Annotated in this window: 23 protein-coding genes and 1 pseudogene; 13 read left to right on the top strand and 11 right to left on the bottom strand. The window is 60.1% G+C overall.

Going from position 1 to position 20,859, the window contains the following annotated elements:
* On the top strand, positions 1–999 hold a 999-nt coding region (galE, locus tag ACVIGB_RS05680; RefSeq protein ID WP_456749104.1), incomplete at its 5' end, for a UDP-glucose 4-epimerase GalE.
* 84 nt (positions 1,000–1,083) lie between these two features.
* Positions 1,084–1,398 (top strand): hypothetical protein, encoded by a 315-nt coding sequence (locus ACVIGB_RS05675; protein WP_456717704.1) that lies wholly within the window; start codon positions 1,084–1,086, stop codon positions 1,396–1,398.
* A gap of 229 nt (positions 1,399–1,627) precedes the next feature.
* Here the strand turns inward: ACVIGB_RS05675 and ACVIGB_RS05670 are convergent, their stop codons facing one another.
* Both ACVIGB_RS05670 and ACVIGB_RS05665 read right to left on the bottom strand, forming a co-directional pair.
* A complete protein-coding gene (locus tag ACVIGB_RS05670; RefSeq protein WP_456717705.1) occupies positions 1,628–2,257 on the bottom strand; it encodes a hypothetical protein in 630 nt (209 codons plus the stop codon).
* Between the two features lie 9 nt (positions 2,258–2,266).
* On the bottom strand, positions 2,267–2,725 hold the full coding sequence (locus tag ACVIGB_RS05665; protein WP_456717706.1) for a hypothetical protein: 459 nt from the start codon (positions 2,723–2,725) through the stop codon (positions 2,267–2,269).
* A 149-nt stretch (positions 2,726–2,874) separates the two neighbouring features.
* Between ACVIGB_RS05665 and ACVIGB_RS05660 the strand changes: the two genes are divergently transcribed.
* The 3 genes from ACVIGB_RS05660 to ACVIGB_RS05650 all read left to right on the top strand — a co-directional run bounded on the left by ACVIGB_RS05660 (position 2,875) and on the right by ACVIGB_RS05650 (position 6,208).
* Positions 2,875–3,243 (top strand): hypothetical protein, encoded by a 369-nt coding sequence (locus ACVIGB_RS05660; RefSeq protein WP_456717707.1) that lies wholly within the window; start codon positions 2,875–2,877, stop codon positions 3,241–3,243.
* A gap of 187 nt (positions 3,244–3,430) precedes the next feature.
* Positions 3,431–4,666 (top strand): hypothetical protein, encoded by a 1,236-nt coding sequence (locus ACVIGB_RS05655; RefSeq protein ID WP_456717708.1) that lies wholly within the window; start codon positions 3,431–3,433, stop codon positions 4,664–4,666.
* A 111-nt stretch (positions 4,667–4,777) separates the two neighbouring features.
* Positions 4,778–6,208, top strand: a complete 1,431-nt coding sequence (locus ACVIGB_RS05650) for a hypothetical protein (protein ID WP_456717709.1) — start codon at positions 4,778–4,780, stop codon at positions 6,206–6,208.
* On the opposite strand, the gene ACVIGB_RS05645 is transcribed toward ACVIGB_RS05650, so the two are convergent.
* The 3 genes from ACVIGB_RS05645 to ACVIGB_RS05635 all read right to left on the bottom strand — a co-directional run bounded on the left by ACVIGB_RS05645 (position 6,183) and on the right by ACVIGB_RS05635 (position 8,097).
* A complete protein-coding gene (locus tag ACVIGB_RS05645) occupies positions 6,183–6,494 on the bottom strand; it encodes a hypothetical protein (RefSeq protein ID WP_456717710.1) in 312 nt (103 codons plus the stop codon). The genes ACVIGB_RS05650 and ACVIGB_RS05645 overlap by 26 nt on opposite strands.
* A 30-nt stretch (positions 6,495–6,524) precedes the next feature.
* The gene (locus ACVIGB_RS05640) at positions 6,525–6,752 is read right to left on the bottom strand and encodes a hypothetical protein (RefSeq protein WP_456717711.1); all 228 of its coding nucleotides are present in this window, start codon (positions 6,750–6,752) and stop codon (positions 6,525–6,527) included.
* A 271-nt stretch (positions 6,753–7,023) separates the two neighbouring features.
* On the bottom strand, positions 7,024–8,097 hold the full coding sequence (locus tag ACVIGB_RS05635) for a hypothetical protein (protein WP_456717712.1): 1,074 nt from the start codon (positions 8,095–8,097) through the stop codon (positions 7,024–7,026).
* A 440-nt stretch (positions 8,098–8,537) separates the two neighbouring features.
* Between ACVIGB_RS05635 and ACVIGB_RS05630 the strand changes: the two genes are divergently transcribed.
* From ACVIGB_RS05630 to ACVIGB_RS05615, 4 genes are all read left to right on the top strand, one after another.
* Positions 8,538–8,696, top strand: coding sequence for a hypothetical protein (locus ACVIGB_RS05630; protein ID WP_456717713.1), 159 nt, complete (start codon positions 8,538–8,540; stop codon positions 8,694–8,696).
* A 159-nt stretch (positions 8,697–8,855) separates the two neighbouring features.
* A complete protein-coding gene (locus tag ACVIGB_RS05625) occupies positions 8,856–9,179 on the top strand; it encodes a hypothetical protein (protein WP_456717714.1) in 324 nt (107 codons plus the stop codon).
* A gap of 154 nt (positions 9,180–9,333) precedes the next feature.
* A complete protein-coding gene (locus tag ACVIGB_RS05620; RefSeq protein ID WP_456717715.1) occupies positions 9,334–10,275 on the top strand; it encodes a hypothetical protein in 942 nt (313 codons plus the stop codon).
* A gap of 49 nt (positions 10,276–10,324) precedes the next feature.
* Complete coding sequence (locus tag ACVIGB_RS05615; RefSeq protein WP_456717716.1) at positions 10,325–10,948, top strand: hypothetical protein; 624 nt, start codon at positions 10,325–10,327, stop codon at positions 10,946–10,948.
* Positions 10,949–10,964: 16 nt separating this feature from the next.
* On the opposite strand, the gene ACVIGB_RS05610 is transcribed toward ACVIGB_RS05615, so the two are convergent.
* The gene (locus ACVIGB_RS05610) at positions 10,965–11,579 is read right to left on the bottom strand and encodes a hypothetical protein (protein ID WP_456717717.1); all 615 of its coding nucleotides are present in this window, start codon (positions 11,577–11,579) and stop codon (positions 10,965–10,967) included.
* A gap of 93 nt (positions 11,580–11,672) precedes the next feature.
* Here ACVIGB_RS05610 and ACVIGB_RS05605 point away from each other — a divergent pair, with 93 nt between their 5' ends.
* Positions 11,673–12,248 carry a hypothetical protein gene (locus tag ACVIGB_RS05605; RefSeq protein WP_456717718.1) on the top strand — a complete coding sequence of 192 codons (576 nt, stop codon included), beginning with the start codon at positions 11,673–11,675 and terminating at the stop codon, positions 12,246–12,248.
* On the opposite strand, the pseudogene ACVIGB_RS05600 reads toward ACVIGB_RS05605, so the two are convergent.
* A pseudogene (locus ACVIGB_RS05600) lies at positions 12,245–12,645 on the bottom strand (response regulator). The gene ACVIGB_RS05605 and the pseudogene ACVIGB_RS05600 sit on opposite strands and share 4 nt — an antisense overlap.
* A 176-nt stretch (positions 12,646–12,821) precedes the next feature.
* On the opposite strand from ACVIGB_RS05600, the gene ACVIGB_RS05595 reads away from it, so the two are divergent.
* Both ACVIGB_RS05595 and ACVIGB_RS05590 read left to right on the top strand, forming a co-directional pair.
* Positions 12,822–13,166 (top strand): hypothetical protein, encoded by a 345-nt coding sequence (locus ACVIGB_RS05595; protein WP_456717719.1) that lies wholly within the window; start codon positions 12,822–12,824, stop codon positions 13,164–13,166.
* Positions 13,167–13,187: 21 nt separating this feature from the next.
* Positions 13,188–13,790: an ATP-dependent DNA ligase gene (locus tag ACVIGB_RS05590; protein ID WP_456717720.1), complete on the top strand. Its 603-nt coding sequence runs from the start codon at positions 13,188–13,190 to the stop codon at positions 13,788–13,790.
* Positions 13,791–13,814: 24 nt separating this feature from the next.
* On the opposite strand, the gene repC is transcribed toward ACVIGB_RS05590, so the two are convergent.
* The 3 genes from repC to repA form a co-directional block, all read right to left on the bottom strand.
* Positions 13,815–15,083: a plasmid replication protein RepC gene (repC, locus tag ACVIGB_RS05585; protein ID WP_456717721.1), complete on the bottom strand. Its 1,269-nt coding sequence runs from the start codon at positions 15,081–15,083 to the stop codon at positions 13,815–13,817.
* A 210-nt stretch (positions 15,084–15,293) separates the two neighbouring features.
* A complete protein-coding gene (gene repB, locus ACVIGB_RS05580) occupies positions 15,294–16,304 on the bottom strand; it encodes a plasmid partitioning protein RepB (protein ID WP_456749112.1) in 1,011 nt (336 codons plus the stop codon).
* A 62-nt stretch (positions 16,305–16,366) separates the two neighbouring features.
* A complete protein-coding gene (gene repA, locus ACVIGB_RS05575) occupies positions 16,367–17,584 on the bottom strand; it encodes a plasmid partitioning protein RepA (protein ID WP_456717723.1) in 1,218 nt (405 codons plus the stop codon).
* Between the two features lie 731 nt (positions 17,585–18,315).
* Between repA and ACVIGB_RS05570 the strand changes: the two genes are divergently transcribed.
* On the top strand, positions 18,316–19,362 hold the full coding sequence (locus ACVIGB_RS05570; RefSeq protein WP_456717724.1) for an RHE_PE00001 family protein: 1,047 nt from the start codon (positions 18,316–18,318) through the stop codon (positions 19,360–19,362).
* Positions 19,363–20,342: 980 nt separating this feature from the next.
* On the opposite strand, the gene ACVIGB_RS05565 is transcribed toward ACVIGB_RS05570, so the two are convergent.
* Entirely contained in the window at positions 20,343–20,828 is a 486-nt protein-coding gene (locus ACVIGB_RS05565; protein ID WP_456717725.1) for a Smr/MutS family protein, read from the bottom strand.
* Positions 20,829–20,859 lie beyond the last annotated feature (31 nt).

Below are 20,859 nucleotides of genomic sequence, written 5' to 3'. Positions count from 1 at the left end.
AAGGATTCGATAATGACCGTCCTCGTGACGGGCGGCTGCGGCTTTCTCGGAAGCCAATTCGTCCACACGGCCAATGACGAGGGAATTGCCACCATTGTCCTGGACGATGTGTCCAGAACCGATGTTGAGGCAATTCCAGCCTACGTCCCCCTCATTCTCGGCAATCCCTCCGACAGGGTGGCCATCGACGGTGTTTTCGCGCGCTTCACAATCGATGCGGTTGTTCACTTCGGTTGCGCGGATGCCATCGATGAATCGACCATAAATCCCCTTGAGTATTACGATCGGAACGTTAGTGGGACCAAGAATCTCCTCGAGGCCTGCATACGGTCAGGCGCCAGGCTCGTGTTTGCCTCTAGCGCCGCGGTCTACGGCTCCTCAACCGCCCCCTTTCTAGATGAGAATTCCGCTACCTTTCCGATCTCGCCTCTCGGCCGTTCGCTGGTTGCGGCTGAATGGATGATTGCCGATGCCTGCAGCGCCCATGGGCTTTCGGCCGTCGTGCTTCGGCACTTCAATATCGGAGGCGCAGATCCCTACATGCGAACCGGGGATCGCGGTCCGAAAGGTTCCGGACTAATCAGCCTCGTGGCGGAAGCCGCCATCGGCGCAAGGGAGAGCATTGAGGTCTATGGGGACGATCACCCAACGCCGGACGGTACCTGCATACGCGACTATGTGCACGTCGCCGACGTCGCCGACGCCTATCTCGGTGCGTTGCGCTCGCTTGAATCAGGCGGTAGCCAGCCTGTCGTAAACGTGGGCTACGGACGCGGATGCAGCGTGCTGGAAGTAATCGAGGCCGCCCAACGCCTGTCAGGCCGCAAGTTTCCGGTCAAACTGCTTTCAAGCCGGCCGTGCGACCCGTCGACCAGCGTCTCCACGATAGGTCGCGCCCATAGTCTTTTGAAGTGGAAGCCTCGTTTCGACGATCATCTGGACGCAATTCTTGTGCACGCAATCGAATGGGCGAAGAAACGGCAACGCAAGACGACGTAGTGGGAAGCGCACGCCCCGAGGCGGATTTCCGACTTGCTGAGGGTCCGAAGAGAATGCGGCCAACGTCAACCGAGGAGCCGCCCGATGGCCGCCCGCTTCGAATGCACCGCTCACGCCGCCCGTCAGATCCTCACCATCGTTCGCCGCGAAGGCCTGGCAAGCAACATCAAGGTCAATCCGGAAGGTGAACTCGAGGACAGCGATCGCATCCACGTCGTCCTCGAGAACGGTGAACTCAGCGGCAACGCTCTCTACTGCTCGCCCGAATCGATCGTCGTCGAAAGCGCCGATGGAAAGACGGTTGCACACGGACCGTCTTGGTCCCTCGAGGACATGGTCGACAATTTCATGAGCTGCATCCGGGAGGAGGCATCCGCGCCGGCGCTGGCCCCCTGCTGAACCAGACGGACGAGCGCCGCCACACCCTAACAGTCACCGCAGAGCGCAATCCGCCCTCGCGGCGTGAAATGGACCTCGGAGAGTTCGCGCCGGAGCCACCCCTTCCGCAATCCGAGATCCACCGCGGCCTGCTCTTCGACACTTTCCCGGGTCCCGTGCAGCCAGCCGCGGTTCACGAACCGCAGCAGAAATGACTTTTGACAGTCGCTCACGACAATGGCGGCAGCCATCAACGAGCCCCGTAGACGGCCACGCACACCTTCTCGACAAGGTTCAGCCCGAACCGATCGCCCTCTCGAACGCGACTTTCCATGTCGACCCAATAGGAGCCCTCGGCGCCGATCGCCTCCAAGGCTGCCACCACGTTATCGGGACCGAGCCCGCCAGCGTACCCCACCGGGCGACCAGGATGCTTCGGCCAGAACAAGGGAGACACTCCGCGCCCGCCAGAGGCATCGAACAGCCAATCGACCCTGTCATCCTTCGAGAATTCGAGCGAGCGGGATTGAGCAATGCATCGTTTGCCGCAGCGAGCCGAGAACTCGGCGATGCGCTCCGGATCAGGATTGCTATGATTGACCTGGATACGCGAAAATAAAGCCAGATCAGCCGGTACGTTGGGCGTCACAAGATCCATGATCCGGACCGCATGGCCGCCACAGAGATGAGCAGCCAGACGAAGACCGGAGACCTCGAAACGGGCGATCGCGGCCTGGGACGGATAACGCGGCTCGTTTCCCTGCCGCTGCGGGCTGAAGAGAATACCCCACTCGATCGGATAGGACGCTGATAAGTCGCGCATGCCGGCGACCGAAGTCTCGTCGTCAGCTCCGGTAAAAGTGATGAACTCCGGTTTCATGATCGCCCTTCACACGCGCGCAGTCGCGGCTTCCGACCATCCCGGAGAACGACCACGCGGTGCCCGTCGTTGAACGCGCTCCTTGAGGGACAACGCGGCCTCTGACACCGAATGCCCATAACCCACGTCGTTGAGAGTAACCCTGGCCGGTTCACGGTCAATCAGCCCGGTCACCCCAGGCGTACGCAATTCGAACGGCGAGGGGCAATTCGGATTGTGTCGGATCTCATAGGTTTCATCGGACAGAAGGCGAAGCGCTGCCAGGTCAGCAGCCGCCGTCCCGCCGGCCCTTGAAACAACGGAGGCGAGATCCTCGATCAGCCAGACAGTATCACCGAACCCGTGATCGATGATCACGACCCGATCGCCGATCGACTTGAGCACATAGCCGTGCGCGCGACACCAGAAATCGAGGAGACTGTTCGTAAGAGAGCCGGTCGCGCACGAGTTGATGGTTTGATCAGTCATAGAGTTGCCCCTTTATTTCTGGAGCGGATCAGACCTGCTCAAGGATTCGTCTGCAAGAGGGCTGCCGCCGCGGTCCACGCAATTCACTACGCCAGTTTGCAGCTTGCCGGCCGGCATGGGACACGTCCACGCACCATGGAGTTGCAGCAATGACAGACCGTTCCTGCGAATGGGCTCAAAAGGCCATCGCCACCTTCAAAAAGCACGCCGACGCCGGTGTCGCTCCGGCCTTATGCGCGGAGCGCTCGCTCGAAATCCACATCAAATCGGCGGGAATGGAAGGCGATCGGGAGATCCAGGTCTGGCACTATATCTGCTCGCTGGCGGCATACTCAGACAGCCAGGGTTTCTTCCGCGATCAGGTGTTTGGCCCAAAGCAGAACGGCGGGCCGCTCGTTCACAAGGTGGCCAGCGGTCTACGCGATCATTGCGCATCCCAAGGCATTAACTATGACGACCTGTATCAGGAAGTCTGCGCGCATCTGGACACCGAGCCGCCACCGAGCCCATCGCTGTGATGCCTCGCCCTTTCCAATCCATTGGAGACTGAGCGCCGCCCGATTCTCTACCTGAAAGAAAGGGCTGGCAGCGCCGAATGCTAAACGGTTGAAAACAACAATTGCGGGGTTGGCCGCGGGCGGTAGCCAAGCCAAATCAGGGGAATCCCGTGAGATCGCCACAAACCTCCGGGTCGGAGGCAACCTGGTGCTGGTCGACGTCTATTTCCCGTTCAGTGTTCGCTACCTTGCGCCGCACGGCCGGCGAATAAGGCACGAAACTCATCTATCGCGCGCCACCATTTCCGTCCGCGAGGTCGACGCCAAGGAAGCTCCACGCGCCTATTTTCTGACACCCGCGCCAACGACCAAAGTCCTTGACGGCAAAGTCCTGCGAACGGCCGATCCAATCGAGCTTGTGGCCTTCGAGGAGGACGTTTGGTGGCCGGTACGAACCGTCGACAACACGGCTGATGTCTCGGTCGAAGAATGGACCAGCGAGCTCGGCAAGCAACGGGGAAATCATACCATATCGACGTATCGGCCGGCCCGACGTATTCCAGATGTCCTCGAGCTTCGAACGCTCCTGGGGCCCATGAAGCGAACGCAAGACTGGCCGGAAATGGAAGCAGATAAGGTCGCCAGCCGGCGGACACTGGAAGGCAACCATGATATAGCAGTCACCCACCTCCATCGCGCCGCGAACGATGTCCTGATCCGAAATGGCCGCCTCTTCGCCCGGACCGGCGAACCGCTCTGGCTGCTAGACGCCCCCATGAGGCACTTCCGAGGTGGCACGATCCCGCTGGACCTTTGTCCGGTCCCAAGGACGAGGCCGCTTGAAAGCCTCCTCGACCCGATTGATCTTGAGCCGCCGCGGGCGTTTGAAAATTACGAACTTTTCCGCTTTGACCGCAAGCGAGATGCTGATCTTTGGCGCGCCGAGAAACTCGAGCTTGATCGAGCGAGGAAAGAGCGACAGTTCACGGAAGGCACGGACCGCTACTCCGTGGAGGTATTTGAGGCTCCTCCCATCAGAGCCGAGCCCCTCGCCCCGATGTTGCGGGATTACGGCGCAGCCGTAATGACCGTCACCGCCACGATGATCGAACTCGTTCGAGATACAATTCCGCCGGCACTTCGCGCTCTTCCAGACCAAGTCATCATGAGCGAATACGGCACCACCTTTCTGCAGCGCCTGGCAGGGCTGGCGGCACCAAAACCATATGCCGACGCGATCGAGATGCTGATCTTCCTCGACGAAGTGGCCTGTCGCCTTGACGGTATCGATTATCGCAATGAATTGTGGGGTTTCCAGAAGACAATGATGATGTGCCTGGAGCGAGCCCGCCGGCGCGCCGCGTCGGAATTGGCTGACGGAACTTTGCCGCCAGGTTTTACGATCGAGGATGTCTCGCTGTTGAGCGCCGCTCTCGCCCAGTGACAGCCAAGGATTCGCATTACGCCGAATTAATCGGGGACGCGGAGCGTTCCTGCTCGCCTCTTGCAGCGATCCGGGAAACGATGCGGCATCGTTTGCAGAGAAGGTCTTCTGATGGCCATCGGTTCGGTGCTGGCAAAATTCGCAAGGAAGGGGCTCACCCTTGAGGGCAGAGGACCTCGTCTCGCGGCCGCGGCCGCGGCGGTCCTGACCGTTAGCTCTCTCACGATCTCCCCTGCCGACGCCCTCCCGCGACATGCCGAAGGCCCCGAAGTCGGTCGACCAGACATCAAGAACATCCTTCCGCATCTGGCCGCGCCCGTCCGCGAATTCGTTGCCGCTATGCCAGAGGAAAACGCGTCGCTGAAGCAGCCCATCGAGCACTATGTGGAGCTACTCAACGTCGTCCGCGCCCAGGTCGACAAGGAATTCCCCGGCAGGGCAATCCTCGTTGACCGATCGAAAGAGCCGGAAATCGAGATCCAGCGCGTCTCCAAGATCCTGCACACTCGTCCCCAGGTACTACCGATCCCCGCCTTCTATGGCGAGGGCGGCCCGACGACTTTCCCCGCCAACGAGAAGGGCCAGGCATTCCTGGTTTTTGGCGGCGACGCCAGACTGAACGCCGACGGGCTGCTGCAAAGAGGCATCGTCCGCGGGAATCTAGGCGCAATCAGCGATCAGCAGGCCCATCTCGCCGTTCTGTGGCATGAAGTCGGTCACGCCATTCTCGGTCCCAGCGAATGGAAGGCGGATGCCTTCGCGGCATTGAAGATCCTGCTCGAGACCGGCGATGTGAAGCAGGTGGAGTTCTACGCAGCCCAACGTGAGCTGGACGAGTGGTTTAGCCCGCCGCGCGAGCCGCACCTGATCAGCGTCGCCTTGCGCGAAACCCTCGATCGCTTTGCCGCCGGCGAGTATGGTCCGATCGGCCACTCTCATTCCCTGAAAGCGATCGCCGAACTGGTGAACCAGCTTCCCGAGGCGGATTTCACCCGCTTCCGGCAGGTTCGCGATGCCTTCGCCAAAGCCAGGATCAGCCCGATGAGGCCCTATTTCGTCCCGGTCAAAGAGGGCATGGTCAGCACCGACCTGGTGACCTGGATGCGTTCCGCCCCACAGGTCCCGGAATTCAAGCGCATCACCGATCTCGTCGATTATGTCCAGGCGGATCCACGGACGCGCAAGTTGCCGGCGCAGTTCGTCGCGGATCCCGACAAGACCAAGCTCGAACTCGAGCGCTTGGCTGATGCCGGCGACCCTATCGCCCGAAAGCTCTCGTCCGCGTTCGGCGCCAAACCCATTTCAACGAACGAGCCCATCCTTGTCGGCGACGACCTGAAATCAGCCTCGGACGTGAAGGGCAAGTTGATCGAATTCGACCGCTCCTCGGCGGTCGTGAAATTCGATCTCGACATCCGAGAATTCACCGTGCGCGATGGGAAAACCAAGCGCCCGGTTCTGGTTGGAGACGGCAACGCCGGCGTGTTGAAGACCTATCCCGCTTACCGCACGTCGGTCAGCTTCGCGGGCCCGCGGTTTTAAGCGGCGAAACTTGCTGCTCCGGGACAGCAAGTCGCCCATCGTCGAATTGCTGAACGACCAGAAGATCCCGATCGTAGCCTTGTTCCAGAACCTCTGACGAGACACCGCGCTCAATGCTGTACATTCCAAGGGCGATCCCCCGCGAGTACAGGATGATTTCGCGCTCAGCCGCCGAGTACTCAAAATGATCGAGCTGGGGAGCGCCAGCTAGCGGACTGATGAAAATGGCGAGGTCACCGTCACCGTTCCTTGCAATGGCGGCCGCTTCCCGAACAGACTGATTCACGGCAGACTCCGTAGTTTCCCGGCAGCAGCATTAGCACGGATCCTGATTAAGCCCCTCCGCGACGGATGTCACTTTCCCCGCAATCCCGGCCCGCGCGGAACTCAGGACCTTCAAGTGCCGCAGGCGCCGCAGGAGATACCCCGACCCGGCCGATCCGCTGGCGCGGTAGTGCCCCCTCACCCAGGCGAAGAACACCAGACCGGTGACCGCAAGGGGCAAAAAGAAGGTCATCAGCAGCAGAAAGCAAAGCTCAAACATTGTGATCTCGCCTCTTCCATCCCCGAACGCTGGGACAATCAGACAAGCAAATGTTAATCGAATCCTTGGCACGACCAAAACGGGAGGCCCGATACCGAGAGAAAGGCCTCACAAGTCCAGGTGACCGATGACCGTTGTCATCGGTGTGGCTTGTCTGCTCGGCGTTGTCGCCTTGGCTTCCGACTTGATCAGGCATCCGTAGCCGGGTGCGCTGCTCTTCAGAGCGAGACGCGGACCCAGTGAGCAAAGCAGGCATCCACCGAATGATCCGCTACAACGCGAGCTCCGACTGCATCATCTCTGTAGTCCGCGGCCGCTTGATGCGGACATCGTAATCAGAGAATTCGACGGCCCGATAAAGCCCCGTGACAACCCAGCGTTGGAACTCTCCGAGAGTGCGTCGCTGTCCTTCATAGGAGATATTGCTGCCCCCGTCCGGCAGTCCACGCTTCTTCTCGCCATAGATCATCGGATAGGGCTTGATCCCGAGTTCCGTCATCTTGCGGAAACGATAGAACAGCCGCGCCCAGGTCTCGTGCTTGTCAAACCCGACCAGCATGTAGGCCATGAGATGCGTTGGCGGAATTCCAGCCGCGGCCAACGCCTCGACGCCAAGGAAGAAGCGCCGCTCGTCCTTGAGGTTGTCCCAGGCTGTGAGCAACCGCCGCCGGCGAAAAGAATCGTCGCGATACTCGATTGACGCCAAGGCTTGCGCGACCTCTCGGTCGACCATGCGGATATTGATGCCTTGAGAGAAGCAAACCTTGAAGCCGCCTTCGCGTATCTCCGCGATGCGTGCGAGCCAGGACTCGCGCGGTTGACCGAAGAAATCGTTGTCGAGCAGATGCAGGTGCTTTGGATGGCCTGGGCCACGCCAGATCTCATAGACCGTGTTGGCGGCACGCGCCTTGCCCTCTTTGGCCGGGACCACGCAAAACTTGCAGCTCAGCCGACACCCGCGCTGCGTAAAGCCGATGCTGGCTGTGAAACCACGCGCGATCGAATAGTCGAGGTCCTGACCCTCGCCAATGAGCTGCTCGACCGTATTGGGCTCGCCCGTGCCCGTCCCACCGACGATCGCTTCGGGAAACTCGGTCCGAAACCGGTCAACCAGCGGCTTGGAGAAACTGAAGATGGCGCTGCCATAGACCTTGTCGTAGACGGGCTCATCCAGATGACGCTCAGCCGCTGCCGCGCCGGCGTAAAACCGAACCGCATCACCACGCGCCCGGTGCCAGGCCGACAGGCGTAGCAAGGCGACGTTTGGAAGCTTTCCATCCAGTTGACTGATGCGGACCACGCCCAAGGCAAAATGCTCGCTGACCAAGGCATGGGCGACGCCCATAATCTAGTCCTTGACGGGGCAAGCGTTAGCAGCGAGTTCCGGAGAGGATCAATTCAGGAAACTTGCGGAATTGTGGAAACGACTGGAAAACCTGCGCAGTCAGCGAGACAGGCAAGGCGCTCAATCCGATACCTCCCTTGATACCGCTGTCGATCATTCGCCACGGCAGCGGTTCCGCAAGATATCCACATCCTCCAAGGGCTTAAGCAACCAGCTTGCGGCACCCCTGATTATTTTGCAGACTACACACGTGAATCGGTGCGCCCGTACCTTGAGGTTGTATCATGTCAATAGGTCCCTTCGACCTCCACCCACTGGCTTCGGGTTGCGCTTGGCTCCGGTTCCCAATGCGCTCGCCAGACCCACATCTCCCTCATCGGGCCCGGGCCCGCTTGCTCCGAGACCACCTCAAAACAGAGCTTTGACGGGAGGGCGCGAAGATGAGGAGGAACGAAGAACTCGAATTCGCGGTCGCAGAACTGAAGCGCTACAACATCAGATACGATACGCGGGAAACCAATGGCGGCCACATAGAAATTGCCTGGCAGGTTGGCGCGTCTTCACTTCAAAAACCGGCAGTGATTACTTTGGCCGTTTGAACGCTCGCTCCTACATTCGCCAGGGCCCTCAAGACCGATGGCGTCAACACGAGTCCACCTCCACAATCCGAAAAGAAACCGGCAAAGCTGGAGAAGGCCCTCAAGACACCCGAGCCCGTCGAGACCGTTCCAGACCAGCTAAGGGCCATGCGATCCGAATTGGCCGACCTGACAGATCTTCTGCTCGACCTTGCCAGCAACCTTGCGGCACAACGCAATCCTGAGCCGGCTCGGATACCGACAACTCCCCAGGTGGAGTCGCCTCAATCCACCAAGAAACCCAGCGTGAGAAGCAAAAAAGCAATAGAATTCCTATCGACGTCATGGAACTCAATCGATGCGCTCGCGCGAGACATGGGACTGTCTGTCGACGTGACGTACCGAAAACTCTATTACTTGAAGGGGCAAGATAAGGTCGAACTGCGTCGAGGCGAATGCCGTCTCAAGCCTCAAAAACTCCAGCTTTTGCGGGCCGAAGGCTGAGCGAAGGATGCATCCCTTCATGGAATTCGTGATCCCGCAGCCACGGCAAGAGCCGACTTAGACCTCCCGACTTCAGCACGGGCCCTTCACCCTGGCTTGCGCCTTGCAAACCACCAGGCGACCCTCTCCTTCGATCCAAAGGAGTGCGAGGGCTATGAACCTACCGGAAATCAAGCGGACCAGCCGCGTCGAATTTAGCGGGCCTGGCGGCGCGAAGATGTTTGGGCTGGTCTACAAGCGAACCGGCAACAACCTTCAGATCATCTCCGATGACGGCAACGGATTCAGCGGCACGCTGCATGGCGTGAAGTTATCGAACGAGCCCATGACCTTTGACCACCCGTCGAAGCGCTTTGGACCCGGCGACCGGATTGAGTTCAAGAACAAGGCGTTCGAGGGCTCGAAGGCCGGGACCGTGGTCAAGGTCGACATGTTCGGCCGGATGCAGGTGAATACCGACGATGGCGGCAGGTGGGATGTCTGGGCCATGAATGCCCAGGCGAGCCAAAAGCCGGCGCCGAAGAATTCGGCCCAGAAGCCTGCGAGCTACGCCAAGGGCGATCGGGTCGAATGGACCGACAAGGGAACGACCCGCTATGGCGTGGTGAGCAAGGGCGGCTCGCGCAAGATCGAGGTCATCCATGACGGCGGCGAGCACATGGCCTCCGGCTCAGTGAGCGTCTTTAGTCTCTCGGATCACCCCCTGAAGACGGATGGCCCCGACGCCATGGATCGTTGGACGCTCGTCAACTACAAGGCATTCGAGCGCATGAGCGAGGAGACGACCTGCTTCAACGCCAAGGTCGCGCTCAACGGAAAGCCGGTTATCGAAGCCTCCAACGATGGCCGAGGCGGATGCAATATGTATCGCCGTCTGCCCGGCGCGCCGGCTGACGTCTGCGACCAGCTTGAAGCTGATGCGACTGCCTGGCGGGCTCGTCTGAGCGGCAGGGAGTTCGATCGGCAGTACCACGAAAATGCCGATCAGTGGATCGAATGGAAAGCTGACAAGCAGCCCTACGGCGTGACAGGCGCAGATTACTGGGCAGAGTTCGATCGCCTTTTGCCCCCAGAGCCGACTTCGCCGGCAATGTAATCCTACGACTCAACGGACACTTCACTTCAATTCACTTCAGGAGACAAGTGTGACTAATCACCCGTACGACGTGGAAATGGAACAGAGCAACTTCGAGGACGCCGTCTCGGCCGCCATCGAAAAACGCATCGGAAGCCCCGTGGAAATCTATGAAAGCGCCAATCTCGGCGTCGTCGCCTTCGCGCGGCTAACCGACTACGGCGGAAAACTCGAATGGCAGGAGCTGGCAGCAGCACTCGCCCGCGATACCGGCGTCGGCGTGACCTGTGTGGCGAATACGGACTGGACCTTCGACGATCGGTGTGATGAAGCGGCGACCTTCATCGCATTCGACTTGCCGAGCGTTCCAGAGAACTACCGCGACCACAAATACCGCAACATGATCGAAGCGGTCGATCCATTTACCGCACCGTCCACGCAGGAGTTTGCAGATGCAAAGCGCGCTCGGTCAATCGTTGGAGATCATCTGCGTGAGCTTGGGTCTCGATACGAGATGCTGATCGCGGCCAGGAAGAACGATCGGGATGTCCTCAATCGGATCGCCGAAATCGAGACCCTGAAGGACCTGAGAGCCGTGGATCGTGCGGCGGTAGCCGCCGTTCTCGAGCTCGATTTCGATCGCGCCCTCCAGGCAATGACGGCTGAGCCGGAGGTGGCTGGCCTCCGCCCCTGACGCCGGGAAACACTGGTTAGCAGGATCCCGGCTGCAGGTACCCGTGCAAGGACGCCTCCACACGCCCCATGGCAGCCAGTTCAGACCTGACCCAGTTGCCCTCGTGATGCATTATGCGGGCTCCAAGGCCAGAATTGGCGGCGTCGGCCGCCGCGGCGAGCTCTTCCAGGCGATGCTCATGGCAAACGTCGGGCGTGTCGTCGTTTTTCAGGACATTGGCGATGCGGGTATAGGCGGCGGACGAGAACGGTTCGACCTTCCGGAAAGCGAACTCCTCGCTGGCGAGATGCTCGCAGACGAAATGATCACCCGAGCCCACATTGCGGATGACCGCGACGATCCAGTCGTGATCTGGCGCGAGATCATTCCACATGCAGACAATGTCGCACGCGTCGATCGCCTGCGCTCCGAAGGTCTTGACCAGAAGCCGCCGATCAGCGGGACCATAGAGGTCCGAAGAGAAACCTTGGGCTTCAAGGACTAGACGACGACGAGGATATTCCATGGCGAGCAGCCTCTGACCGGGTTGGTGCCACGAAAGCCTGAAAGCAGGGCATTCCACGTCACGTTTTTGGCTTATCGAATCCTTCAAGGAGTTGGGAAAAAGCTCCATCACCTTGTAGCCCTGCACGTGCCTCGATATCGTCTATCGGTCAAGGATCAGATTGCAGTCTCCGTACATTGACGGGGCACGATCCACACCAACTCACAGGGGGCCGATCGGATGAAACGCCAGTCTCAGCCGAAAGACGAATACGAGAGCGGTATCCGCGATGTCCTGGGGATAATCACCGCCGGACTCGATGCTGAGGACAAGCAGGCTTATCAGGCTGCTCGCTCATCGCCGACGGTCAGCACGGCGCGCGCGGCGCTGGAGGCAATGGATCTGACCGCCTTCCGCTGGGCGCTGCAACGCCCGTACGAACGGGTCGTCGACGGACTTCTGGAGGAGGCTTTTCCCGGATCACTCGAAGCGCGATATCTGGTTAGACGGGCGAGTTACGTCGAGCGGCACTTCCGCTCCATCGTGCAAGCGCACGAAGGATTAGCTTGCTGTGCTGACAAGGCGCGAACCATTCTCGCCGCGTTGATGTCCTATTTCGTCGAGGGGAAACCGATCGCCTTCGACCGCTCAGGCAAGTACACCTTTCACCTTTCGACCAAGGTGTTCCTGGATCAGGATTCGATCATAGCCTTCTTTGAAGCGGTCCGAGGCCTGGACTACGGAGATCCCAGGGCCTACATCGCGCGACCCGAGATTACGGGATTGGCAGGGCAAGATGGGGCAGTCGGAAGTTAGGCTGCCGGAGCGATTCCGGGACCTGGTTCCATGAGCTGCAAAACGGCGTCGATGGCCTTGCCTAGGGCGTCGATTTTGAAGGGTTTGTGCAGGACGGGCCGATCCCGGTAAGCAAGTGGCAAGCCAGAAATCCCGTAGCCGGTTGCGAATATGAAAGGACGGCCGCGCTCGCTGACTAGGTCAGCTACCGGTGAGATGGACCTGCCGTTGAGATTTACGTCGAAGATGGCAAAATCGTATTCCGCCGTGCGCGCGAAACGCTCGGCAGTTTTGAGATCACCGGCTTCCGCGCTTACCCGATGCCCGGGCTCCTCGAGAGCATGTCGACCAGCAGCATCCTGATGATGGCGTCGTCCTCGACAAGGAACACGGAGCGCCCTGCCCCGGGCAACACCATGTCTCAACCCTAGCGCTGTGCACGCAACAATTGACTATAGGTACTACGGTCTAGCTCATTTAGGACAGAGGAAGTGATTGGAATACCGTAGAAATCGGGGCTCCGGGAATTCCGATTCGACGCCCCCAACGGTCGGGTGATAGCCTCCGGGGACGTATCCAGGTGTGGAGTTCCCGATGCCCTCCCCGTCGATCGTGCCGGCAAGTGACGACCATGACGTCTACCTGGTCCTCGACAGCTTCGGGGAGAAGCTCGGTCGGTCCTGGCGAGAGACCGACGAGCGGGATACGGATCTGCAAACGCTCGTTCGCGACCTTATCGACGGACAGTACAGCGACCCGGTCCGGATTGTGGCCTTCAACACGGCCGAGCACTGGTCGCAGGACGTTTCCGACGATATTGCTGAAATCCTCCGCCGACGTCTGACTGATCTCAACAAAATAGTCCCGCCTTCCCTGGAAGGTTTTCTGGATCGCTATGATGATCGGAGACTGGGCATTCAACTGGCGCTTCCAATGTAAGCGCCCAAGATCATTACCGAGATGTTTGCCAGACCCTTTGAATTTTGCCTTGCAACCAACGGCAAAGGCGTCGTTCCTGCAGGCCCTGACTGGATCCACGAAATCAAAGCAGACGGCTATCGCATCCGGACGGAAAAGGACGGCGATCGTGTCCGGCTCTTCTCCCGCGGTGGCCAGGATTTCACCAAGCGCTATCCGCTCGTCGTCGAGGCAGCCAGGAAGCATCGCCGGAAACGTTTTGTCGTCGACGGCGAGATCGTGGTGCTGAACCAACAGGGCATGTCCGATTTCAACGCCCTGCACTCACGCAAGCATGATCGGGAGGCCCAACTCTACGCGTTCGATCTGCTCGCCCTCGATGATGACGATCTCCGTCGTTTGCCGCTCTCCGAGCGCAAGGAAGCACTTGCCGATTTGCTCAAGCGACCGCCGTCGGGCATGTTCATGGCGACGTTCGAAAGAGGGGCGATCGGCCCGGACCTCTTTCGACATGCTTGCTTGATGGGTCTCGAAGGGCTTGTCTCCAAGCACCTTGCACGCCCCTACATTGCCGGCCGGACAGACGCGTGGCGAAAAAACAAGAACCGACAGCATCCATCGACGGAACGAGTGTTCGATCGGTGACGCATCGCCGATCGAACCAACCACCTACTCGAGCGCTCGTTTGATCGCGGCGGAGCTGATCCCGAGATTGGTTGCCTGCAACCGCAATCGTTCAGATCTCATTCGCTCTCGGATCAAGGCAACGAGCATAGGCTTTGGCGAAAACTTCCCTTGGGAGGCCTTCTTCGTCAAAGCGCGCATGTAGGCTGCTGGGGACGAAATGTTGCCAGTCTCGGCTCGTTCCAGGATCGCCGCCAGCACGATGCTGGCATTCTGCAGGCCGAGGGCATCGAGAGCCTCGTCCCAGGTACTCCGGTTGATCGCGAGTGTTGAGCGGACGGTCGCCGCTGTTTGCAGGAAATCGCCCCAATGGGAGATGCCGGTTTTCGAGAACCGTTCGAATTGCGGGCAAGCCTTGAGGACGCTCGAAAGCGTAAACTCGACCGAGGGCAACGGAGCGGTTTTTTCGGCTCGTTCCGCCTCTTCGAGTTCGAGGTCAGTTTCTCTATCATCTTTTATTATTTGTGAGGGTTTTGAATCTTGTATGTGCCGCTCATTCTGAGACTCACTGGCGCTCATTTCAGCGTCAACAAGATCGAGTCTGAGCAGAACGATGATGTCTCGGCCGAGAGCGAGAAACTGATTGAGCTTGCGGCGCAAGTCGTGAACGGTAGCCTTCGCGGAGGTGCGCGAAGTGAGCACTTGATATCTGGCCCGAAGTTCATCGAGACCGTCAGAGGAGCGAAGGACCTCGAGCAGCACGAGGTTCTTGGCGACGTCGCGCCGACAAGCCTTCAGTTGCTCGCGCAGGACGCCGCATTCGATCTCTCGCCGTTGCTGCTCGGCCGCCCTCTCAAGGAATTCTGAGCCGCGAACAACGATTGGCGACAGATCGAAACCAAACTCGACGCGGACATCGCCTGAGCCACGGGCGTAGCGTTTGCCGTTCGCGCTATCACGCCGAATGATCAGGCCGGCCTTGACGAGCTCATTCAGGAGCCTCCTCAAGGTCGATTCCGGGATACCGCCGGCACGCTTGGATAGCGTCCTGTTTGACGGGTAGACAATCGGCGGTCGGTCGGACACCGACAGGATATCGGCGGGCGCGAACGTCAGGAGTGCTCGCAGCACCTGGATGGTGCGGTCGTTCTTCAGGCCAAGCGAAACCCTGGTCTCGCTGATGGCACGCCAGACGTGCCATTTGTCGACCGGCTTCGCCGACCCGGATTGGTCGGCAATCGCCAACTGCGTGCGCGCCAGCGCAAGCGTCATCGATCGCCGCCCAGCGGGCGTCGTTATGGTGAGATGTCTCATGGCTTCCGACAGGCAAAGAAATAGCCCTCACCGTCCACACGACGGTGCCCGTTTCCTTGACAAAATATGGCGGAAGTGATTCTCTCAGAACTGCCAAGTACCGAAGAGAAGGCTTCCGGGCGGAAACGTCAGGGGGCCTTTTCCTTTACTACTGTACCTCTCTTTCGTTGGTTGATCGGTTCCCGCCGGCCGGATGGCCCACGGGTACGCTTACTGATCGGTTTTCGCGGCGGCTACAGCAGCCTCGAATTCGTTATACAGAGCCTCCAGCCGCGCGATCAGGAAGGCCCCGAATTCGGGGGCGGCGGCCTTGTCGAGCGCCAGCGTCGTCGCCGCCTCGGACTCTTCGATTCGAACAACTTCCCTGCCCTGCGCGTTTGTCCAGCTGCGGCGTGCCGGCGTGGCGCTGGTCGCCTTCGGCACGACTTCCGTCGCATCCGGAGCGCCGCTTGCCTTTGGCGCCAAGGCGTCGAACAGCATCGAAAAACGGCTATCGCTATCGGCTTCCGCAAACCGCGGCTCGGCGACGACTTGGCGTATAATTGCCTGTCCGTCGGGCGCTTTCTTGAGCCGTTTGGCTAACGCCATCCAGCGCGGCCTGCCTGCCTTTCTCGCCGGGCCGATAGCAGCGACAATCTCGATCGGTAGCGCTTTCGCCACCGTGAGCAGACGCCACAGGGTCGGCTTGCCAACTGACAACGCGGCCATGATCACAGTTCGTTCGAAAGGATGCTCCTCAAGGGCGCGTGCATACATAGCCCGCTCGATATAGGACGGATCCAGCCGGTCGCTGTTTTCCTTTCCCTGAGCGATCACGAGATCAATGTCAGAGAACTGAGCGATCACCGCCCTCACCTTGATCCCAAGCTGGGTGCAGGCTTTCAGGCGTCGATGCCCATAGGCCGCCTCATACCGGCCATCCGCCCGCGGGTGCGGCCGCACCAGGATTGGGACTTTTTGCCCGTGGGTCTTGATGCCATCCTTGAATTCCTCAAGGTCGGGATCCTCACCGTCAGGGATGCGATCACGAATGAAGGATGGGTCGACCAAAGCGGGATCGAGTTCGACGATCGTTTGGCCTGTTTCGAGTGCCAGTTTCAACGACCGAGCCTCTTCGGCGGCGTCTTCTCGGAATCTCGAGAGTGACATGCCCATGGCGCGAACGGCCCCGGACCCAACTCTCGGGCGAGCCAATCTTTCTTCGGTCGGCGCTCCTGCCATCGGTGTCGATGGCGTAGTCACGACGGGTGCCAGGAGCATAGAGCGGCGTTCGTCCTTTCTGCTCATGCAGCACGTCCCCATGCTTTGCGGAGAAGGTTTTCGATTTCGAGATTGACTCCATCGAGTGACTCGATCGCGCGATCGTAGGTCGATCTCGTGAAACTCTCTCGGCCAACTTCGTACAGGGTCTGCTTCTGCAGACCGGCATCCGAGACTGCCGTCGACTTGAGCATGACGCTCGTGAGCACCCGATCTCCGAACAGAGAGCGCATCATTCCGACGATCTGCGCCTGGGGCCCGTCATTTGGCTCATGACGGGTAACGACGTAGCGCATGAAGTCGTAGCGAACTTGACCGCCATGTCCTCGCACCACGGAAAGAAGGTCCGAGGTCATAAGAAGGAATTGGCTCATGCTCGCGATGTCGAGCATCTGGGGGTGCACGGTCACGAGAACGGACGTCGCCGTGCAAAGCGCACTCAACGTGAGATAGCCCAGTTGCGGCGGGCAATCGATGACGACGACATCGTAGTTTTGCTGCACCTCTTCGAGTGCAATTGCCAATCGTTCAAAGAAGAAAGGCTCGCCCTGCTTGCGTCCCTGCGAATGCTTGGCCGCGTCGTACTCGAACTCGGCGATTTCGAGATTTGCGGGAACGAGATCGAGACCCGAGAAGTATGTCGGCCTGATGATCTCGCTCAGTGAACGGCGCTTCTCGTCGTAACGGATGCTCGCATACACGGTCTCGTTGGCGGCTACGTCGAATTCGGATTGGAGCCCGAACAGGGATGTGAGGCTTGCCTGAGCGTCAAGATCGACGGCAAGGACTCTATATCCATGCAGCGCCAAATACTGCGCGAGATGCGCGGCGGTCGTTGTCTTGCCGGAGCCACCCTTGAAGTTGGTCACCGCGACCACCTGCAGGTGCTCTTGCCCGGATCGGGTTGATGGCCTCACCTTCCCATTGGCGGTGCTGCTGAGAAGCCGACGCATCTCGTGGATCTGATCGAGAGTGTACAGGCGCTTTCCGGTGGGGCCCACCTCGAGCTCCGGGTCTCCTTTGGCGCGCGACAGCTGACGAAGATATGAATCGGTTATGCCCAGCAGCTTGACGGCCTCGCCGGGTGTGAACTTGCGAAGCACTTTTGCTGCGTCCGGGGGGAAGATTCGCTCCCGAACAGCATGCAGCTGTGCGCTCAGTAACTGGGCGTCGGCCAGGATTAGGTCGTCAAAAGGCTGACCTTCGGTTGCCTGACGCGCTGTAGCGGTGTTTTCCATCATTTCCGCCGTCAGTGGTGATTTCCGGCAAATAGCGGTAGTGCCCGACTACGTTCTGATTCGCGAACTTTTACAAGCACACAGGCTAGCCAGAACGGTTACCGAACTCTAACCAGCGAAACATAGGACGCCTTCACGACGGCTATTCGACGGCACGTGGCTAACAGGCCCCCGTCCGCTTGACCATCGCACCCTCGGTTTGAGGGCTTCCCAGAACTGGGTTCTCTCCAGCACCGATCTAGCTGGGGTGGACAGGGCCGCGGGCAACGGCGAATGATTGCCAGTTGGCAACCAACCTATGAGACCTCGGATCGTCGGGCAGAAAGAAGTGAATCGATTCCGATCGGAGGCCTTTGCCGAAACTTCACGACTCAGGTCTAGGTGCATCGTAGGGGACTTTCCGGGCTGGCTCAAATTCACTGCGGGCACCCCGAGGTGGCGGTGTCGCACGTCAGCAAGGTGAGCTTCCTTCGTTTTGGCGCTCGGGCCGTCGATAGACCTCTCCTCTGTCGCTTCCAAATAGACTCAGTCTTACTTGGAAAATGGACTCAAACGGATTCGAGGACCCCTATTTTTATAGGGCTTCGTAGACTCAGTATTACCTGCGGCCGACAGCGATTTCCCCGCGAAAATCAGGCTAGAATTGCGCATACCAGTGCCCCAACCGAATCGTGTATTGTGTTGGCTGTCGAGAAAATCACCCCGATATGTCAGATAGTTACGACATCAGGCGAATGATCGCCGGGATCCCCTGGAAGGACATTGAACCGCTCCTCGACACCGCGACCGAGGCTGTAGTTCGCCTCGACGAGCGGATGGCGCGGGATGAGGCCATGGCGGCGGGGAGCCAAAGCAGGGCCCATTTTCGCGAGGCCTGCGCCGCACTTTGGCTCGAAGGTGAGCTTGTCCATCTGGAGGATCTGGTTCTCCACGACGCTGGCATGGACATCCGCGCGCCGACCACCGAGATCGTCAGAGCAGCCGCGATTCTTCGGGCACGACGGGCGATTATCCGCCATCCAGCTCCATGGGCACTGAGCGAAACGGGCCTGGCGGTTCTGCGGGGACGACGACCGATGACGTTGGGGCTCGAGCTGGAGGCTTCCGACGATCCCGAACAAGAGCACGCGGAGGTGGACGCGCTGATTGAGCGATCAAGCCGGACACTCGAAACACCAGGCCTTGCGGCACTTCAGAAGGCCGGATTGTTTCTGGATGAGGACTGGGATGAAGAGACCAGGCTCAACGAATGGCAGGCTGTTGTCCGCGCCACCACGGACCTCCCTCCCCTGCTCTCAGCAGCCTTTGCTTGGGACGCCTGGATTGCGATCGATCCCTACCGACGGCAAGGCTATCTCGGTCCGCAGTTGGCGGCCTCACTGCTCCGAGAGCGCGGCAAGGCTAGTTGCCACTTGGCTACACTTAATCTTGGGATCCGCGGCGCCGACTACCGTCGCAGGCCCCGGGACGACTTGCGCACCCGTCTTGTCGGGTTTCTGCGGGCCGCCAAGGCAGGTGCGGATGCGGGTCTACGCGATTTGGCCCAGCTGACTTTGGCAAAGCGACGCATGACGGCGCGGCTTGAAGGGCTGCGTGCCGGCTCCCGCCTCCCCGACCTGGTCCAGCTATTCCTGTCCTCGCCTGTTGTCACAGTGCAGTCGGCTGCCCAGGCGTTGAAAGTGACGCCGCAAGCCGTAGAAAAGATGATCAAGGCGCTGGGTCCGACATTGCCACGCGAGATTACAGGGCGGGCTCGATTTCGCGCTTGGGGCGTGTTTTAGACACTCGGCGGGCGAGTGCCCCAGTTCTCTCGCCAGGCGCTCGCTATCGATCTCCCCCCCCCCAGGGCTTGCCCGAAATCTTCCTCTAAGGCGTTGCCAGGTGGCAATCGATGTGCGGCGGAAGCCGGTGGCGCCGGCCGAGGGCGGGCGGCGATGGTCTGCCGGAGGGCGTTGCCACCTGGCAACGATGTCGCCAGGAAGTCGGTAGCGCGGGCCGAGGCAGCGTGGGGGACGATCCATTGGAAGGCGCTCGCAACTGGCCATCGGGGCGACGGGGGAACTCACCGGCACCGGCCAAGGGGTAGGAAAGCGACGGCGTGCCGGCAGGCGTTGCCAGGTGGCAATCGATACCCCGGTGGCGCCGGCCGAGGGCACGCGACGGTCTGCCGGCGGCGTTGCCACCTGGCAACGCCTGCCGGCACGAAGCATGCGATACCGGCCGAGGCATGAGAGCCACGATCTATTGGCGGGCATTCACAGTTGGCCATGGGGCTGAGAACTCGCCGGCGCCGGCCAAGGGTCGTGCCGGCGGCCGTTGCCAGAACGCCTGAACGCCAGGCTGAAAGGGACACGATCGAGCTCCCGCCTGCCGGACTTGATCCAGCTGTTCCTCTCGACCCCCTTGGTCACAGTGCAGATCGCCTGAAGGTGAGTTGATCAAAACGTTGGGCCGGCGCTTCCTCGGGAGATAACGGGACGAGCCCGGTTCCGGGCATTTTAGCTTGGTGTCCGCTGCCCCCAATTGCAACAGCCTGCTGCCAAATTGGAACTGGCCTGTTGGCAGCTGCCAACCACCCTCTCGCCGTCAGCAAACTGAATGTCCAGGTCACAGCAGCCGGCCTGATGGGGCAGAAATGGTGCAGCCGAGTACGTGTGGGCGAGGGATCTGAAAAGTTGAGAGCTGCCAGCTTCAATGAATCTTAATTCACTCAAGTTGAAAGCTGCCAACTTCGGGGCGCTCAAGTCCACAAGTCGGCGGATCATGCCCGCGATCGATTGAGCCGCCTGAGGCGGACGTAGAGGGCGCCGTCACCGCCGTGCCGCGAATGGGCCGGCGCGAACGCAGCTACGATTTCCTGGAGATCGCGATGTTCAAACCAGTGTGGGACGTCGCGCCGAAATGAGGCTTCCCGACCCCGGCCATTGGCCTTGCCAGTGATGACCAAGACCGTACGAGCGCCCCGGTCATGCTCTCTCAGCAGGAAAGCCTTGAGCGCGGCATGACCTTGCTCATGGGTGAACCCGTGCAGATCGAAGCAGGCGTCGAACGATTGCCCCTGGCGTCCGAGGCGCCGCCGTTCGGTATCAGGTAGTCGTTTGATCGCGAGCCGAGCCCGGGAGAGGGAAGGGAGCGGAACGACGGCGACCGAAGCTTCGATTGTCGGCTCCATCGTCGTCGGCGCGATCGGGCGCACCTTGCCAGGCAAGGGCTCCACTTCGCTGAGGACAGCTGTCCACAGCGCCATACCATCTGGGCCAATCATGCTTCCGGTAGGC

Source organism: Bradyrhizobium sp. USDA 4341, from assembly GCF_054063755.1.
This window is presented reverse-complemented; position numbering and strand designations above follow the sequence as displayed.

Bases quoted from the DNA above. Each gene is read 5' to 3' on its own strand.
- ACVIGB_RS05675 (WP_456717704.1), top strand. From the start codon at position 1,084: ATGGCCGCCCGCTTCGAATGCACCGCTCACGCCGCCCGTCAGATCCTC.
- ACVIGB_RS05630 (WP_456717713.1), top strand. From the start codon at position 8,538: ATGAGGAGGAACGAAGAACTCGAATTCGCGGTCGCAGAACTGAAGCGC.
- ACVIGB_RS05640 (WP_456717711.1), bottom strand. From the start codon at position 6,752: ATGTTTGAGCTTTGCTTTCTGCTGCTGATGACCTTCTTTTTGCCCCTT.
- ACVIGB_RS05660 (WP_456717707.1), top strand. From the start codon at position 2,875: ATGACAGACCGTTCCTGCGAATGGGCTCAAAAGGCCATCGCCACCTTC.
- ACVIGB_RS05665 (WP_456717706.1), bottom strand. From the start codon at position 2,725: ATGACTGATCAAACCATCAACTCGTGCGCGACCGGCTCTCTTACGAAC.
- ACVIGB_RS05590 (WP_456717720.1), top strand. From the start codon at position 13,188: ATGTTTGCCAGACCCTTTGAATTTTGCCTTGCAACCAACGGCAAAGGC.
- repB (WP_456749112.1), bottom strand. From the start codon at position 16,304: ATGGCAGGAGCGCCGACCGAAGAAAGATTGGCTCGCCCGAGAGTTGGG.
- ACVIGB_RS05650 (WP_456717709.1), top strand. From the start codon at position 4,778: ATGGCCATCGGTTCGGTGCTGGCAAAATTCGCAAGGAAGGGGCTCACC.
- repA (WP_456717723.1), bottom strand. From the start codon at position 17,584: ATGATGGAAAACACCGCTACAGCGCGTCAGGCAACCGAAGGTCAGCCT.
- ACVIGB_RS05570 (WP_456717724.1), top strand. From the start codon at position 18,316: ATGATCGCCGGGATCCCCTGGAAGGACATTGAACCGCTCCTCGACACC.
- ACVIGB_RS05605 (WP_456717718.1), top strand. From the start codon at position 11,673: ATGAAACGCCAGTCTCAGCCGAAAGACGAATACGAGAGCGGTATCCGC.
- ACVIGB_RS05620 (WP_456717715.1), top strand. From the start codon at position 9,334: ATGAACCTACCGGAAATCAAGCGGACCAGCCGCGTCGAATTTAGCGGG.
- ACVIGB_RS05635 (WP_456717712.1), bottom strand. From the start codon at position 8,097: ATGGGCGTCGCCCATGCCTTGGTCAGCGAGCATTTTGCCTTGGGCGTG.
- ACVIGB_RS05595 (WP_456717719.1), top strand. From the start codon at position 12,822: ATGCCCTCCCCGTCGATCGTGCCGGCAAGTGACGACCATGACGTCTAC.
- ACVIGB_RS05565 (WP_456717725.1), bottom strand. From the start codon at position 20,828: ATGGCGCTGTGGACAGCTGTCCTCAGCGAAGTGGAGCCCTTGCCTGGC.
- ACVIGB_RS05670 (WP_456717705.1), bottom strand. From the start codon at position 2,257: ATGAAACCGGAGTTCATCACTTTTACCGGAGCTGACGACGAGACTTCG.
- repC (WP_456717721.1), bottom strand. From the start codon at position 15,083: ATGAGACATCTCACCATAACGACGCCCGCTGGGCGGCGATCGATGACG.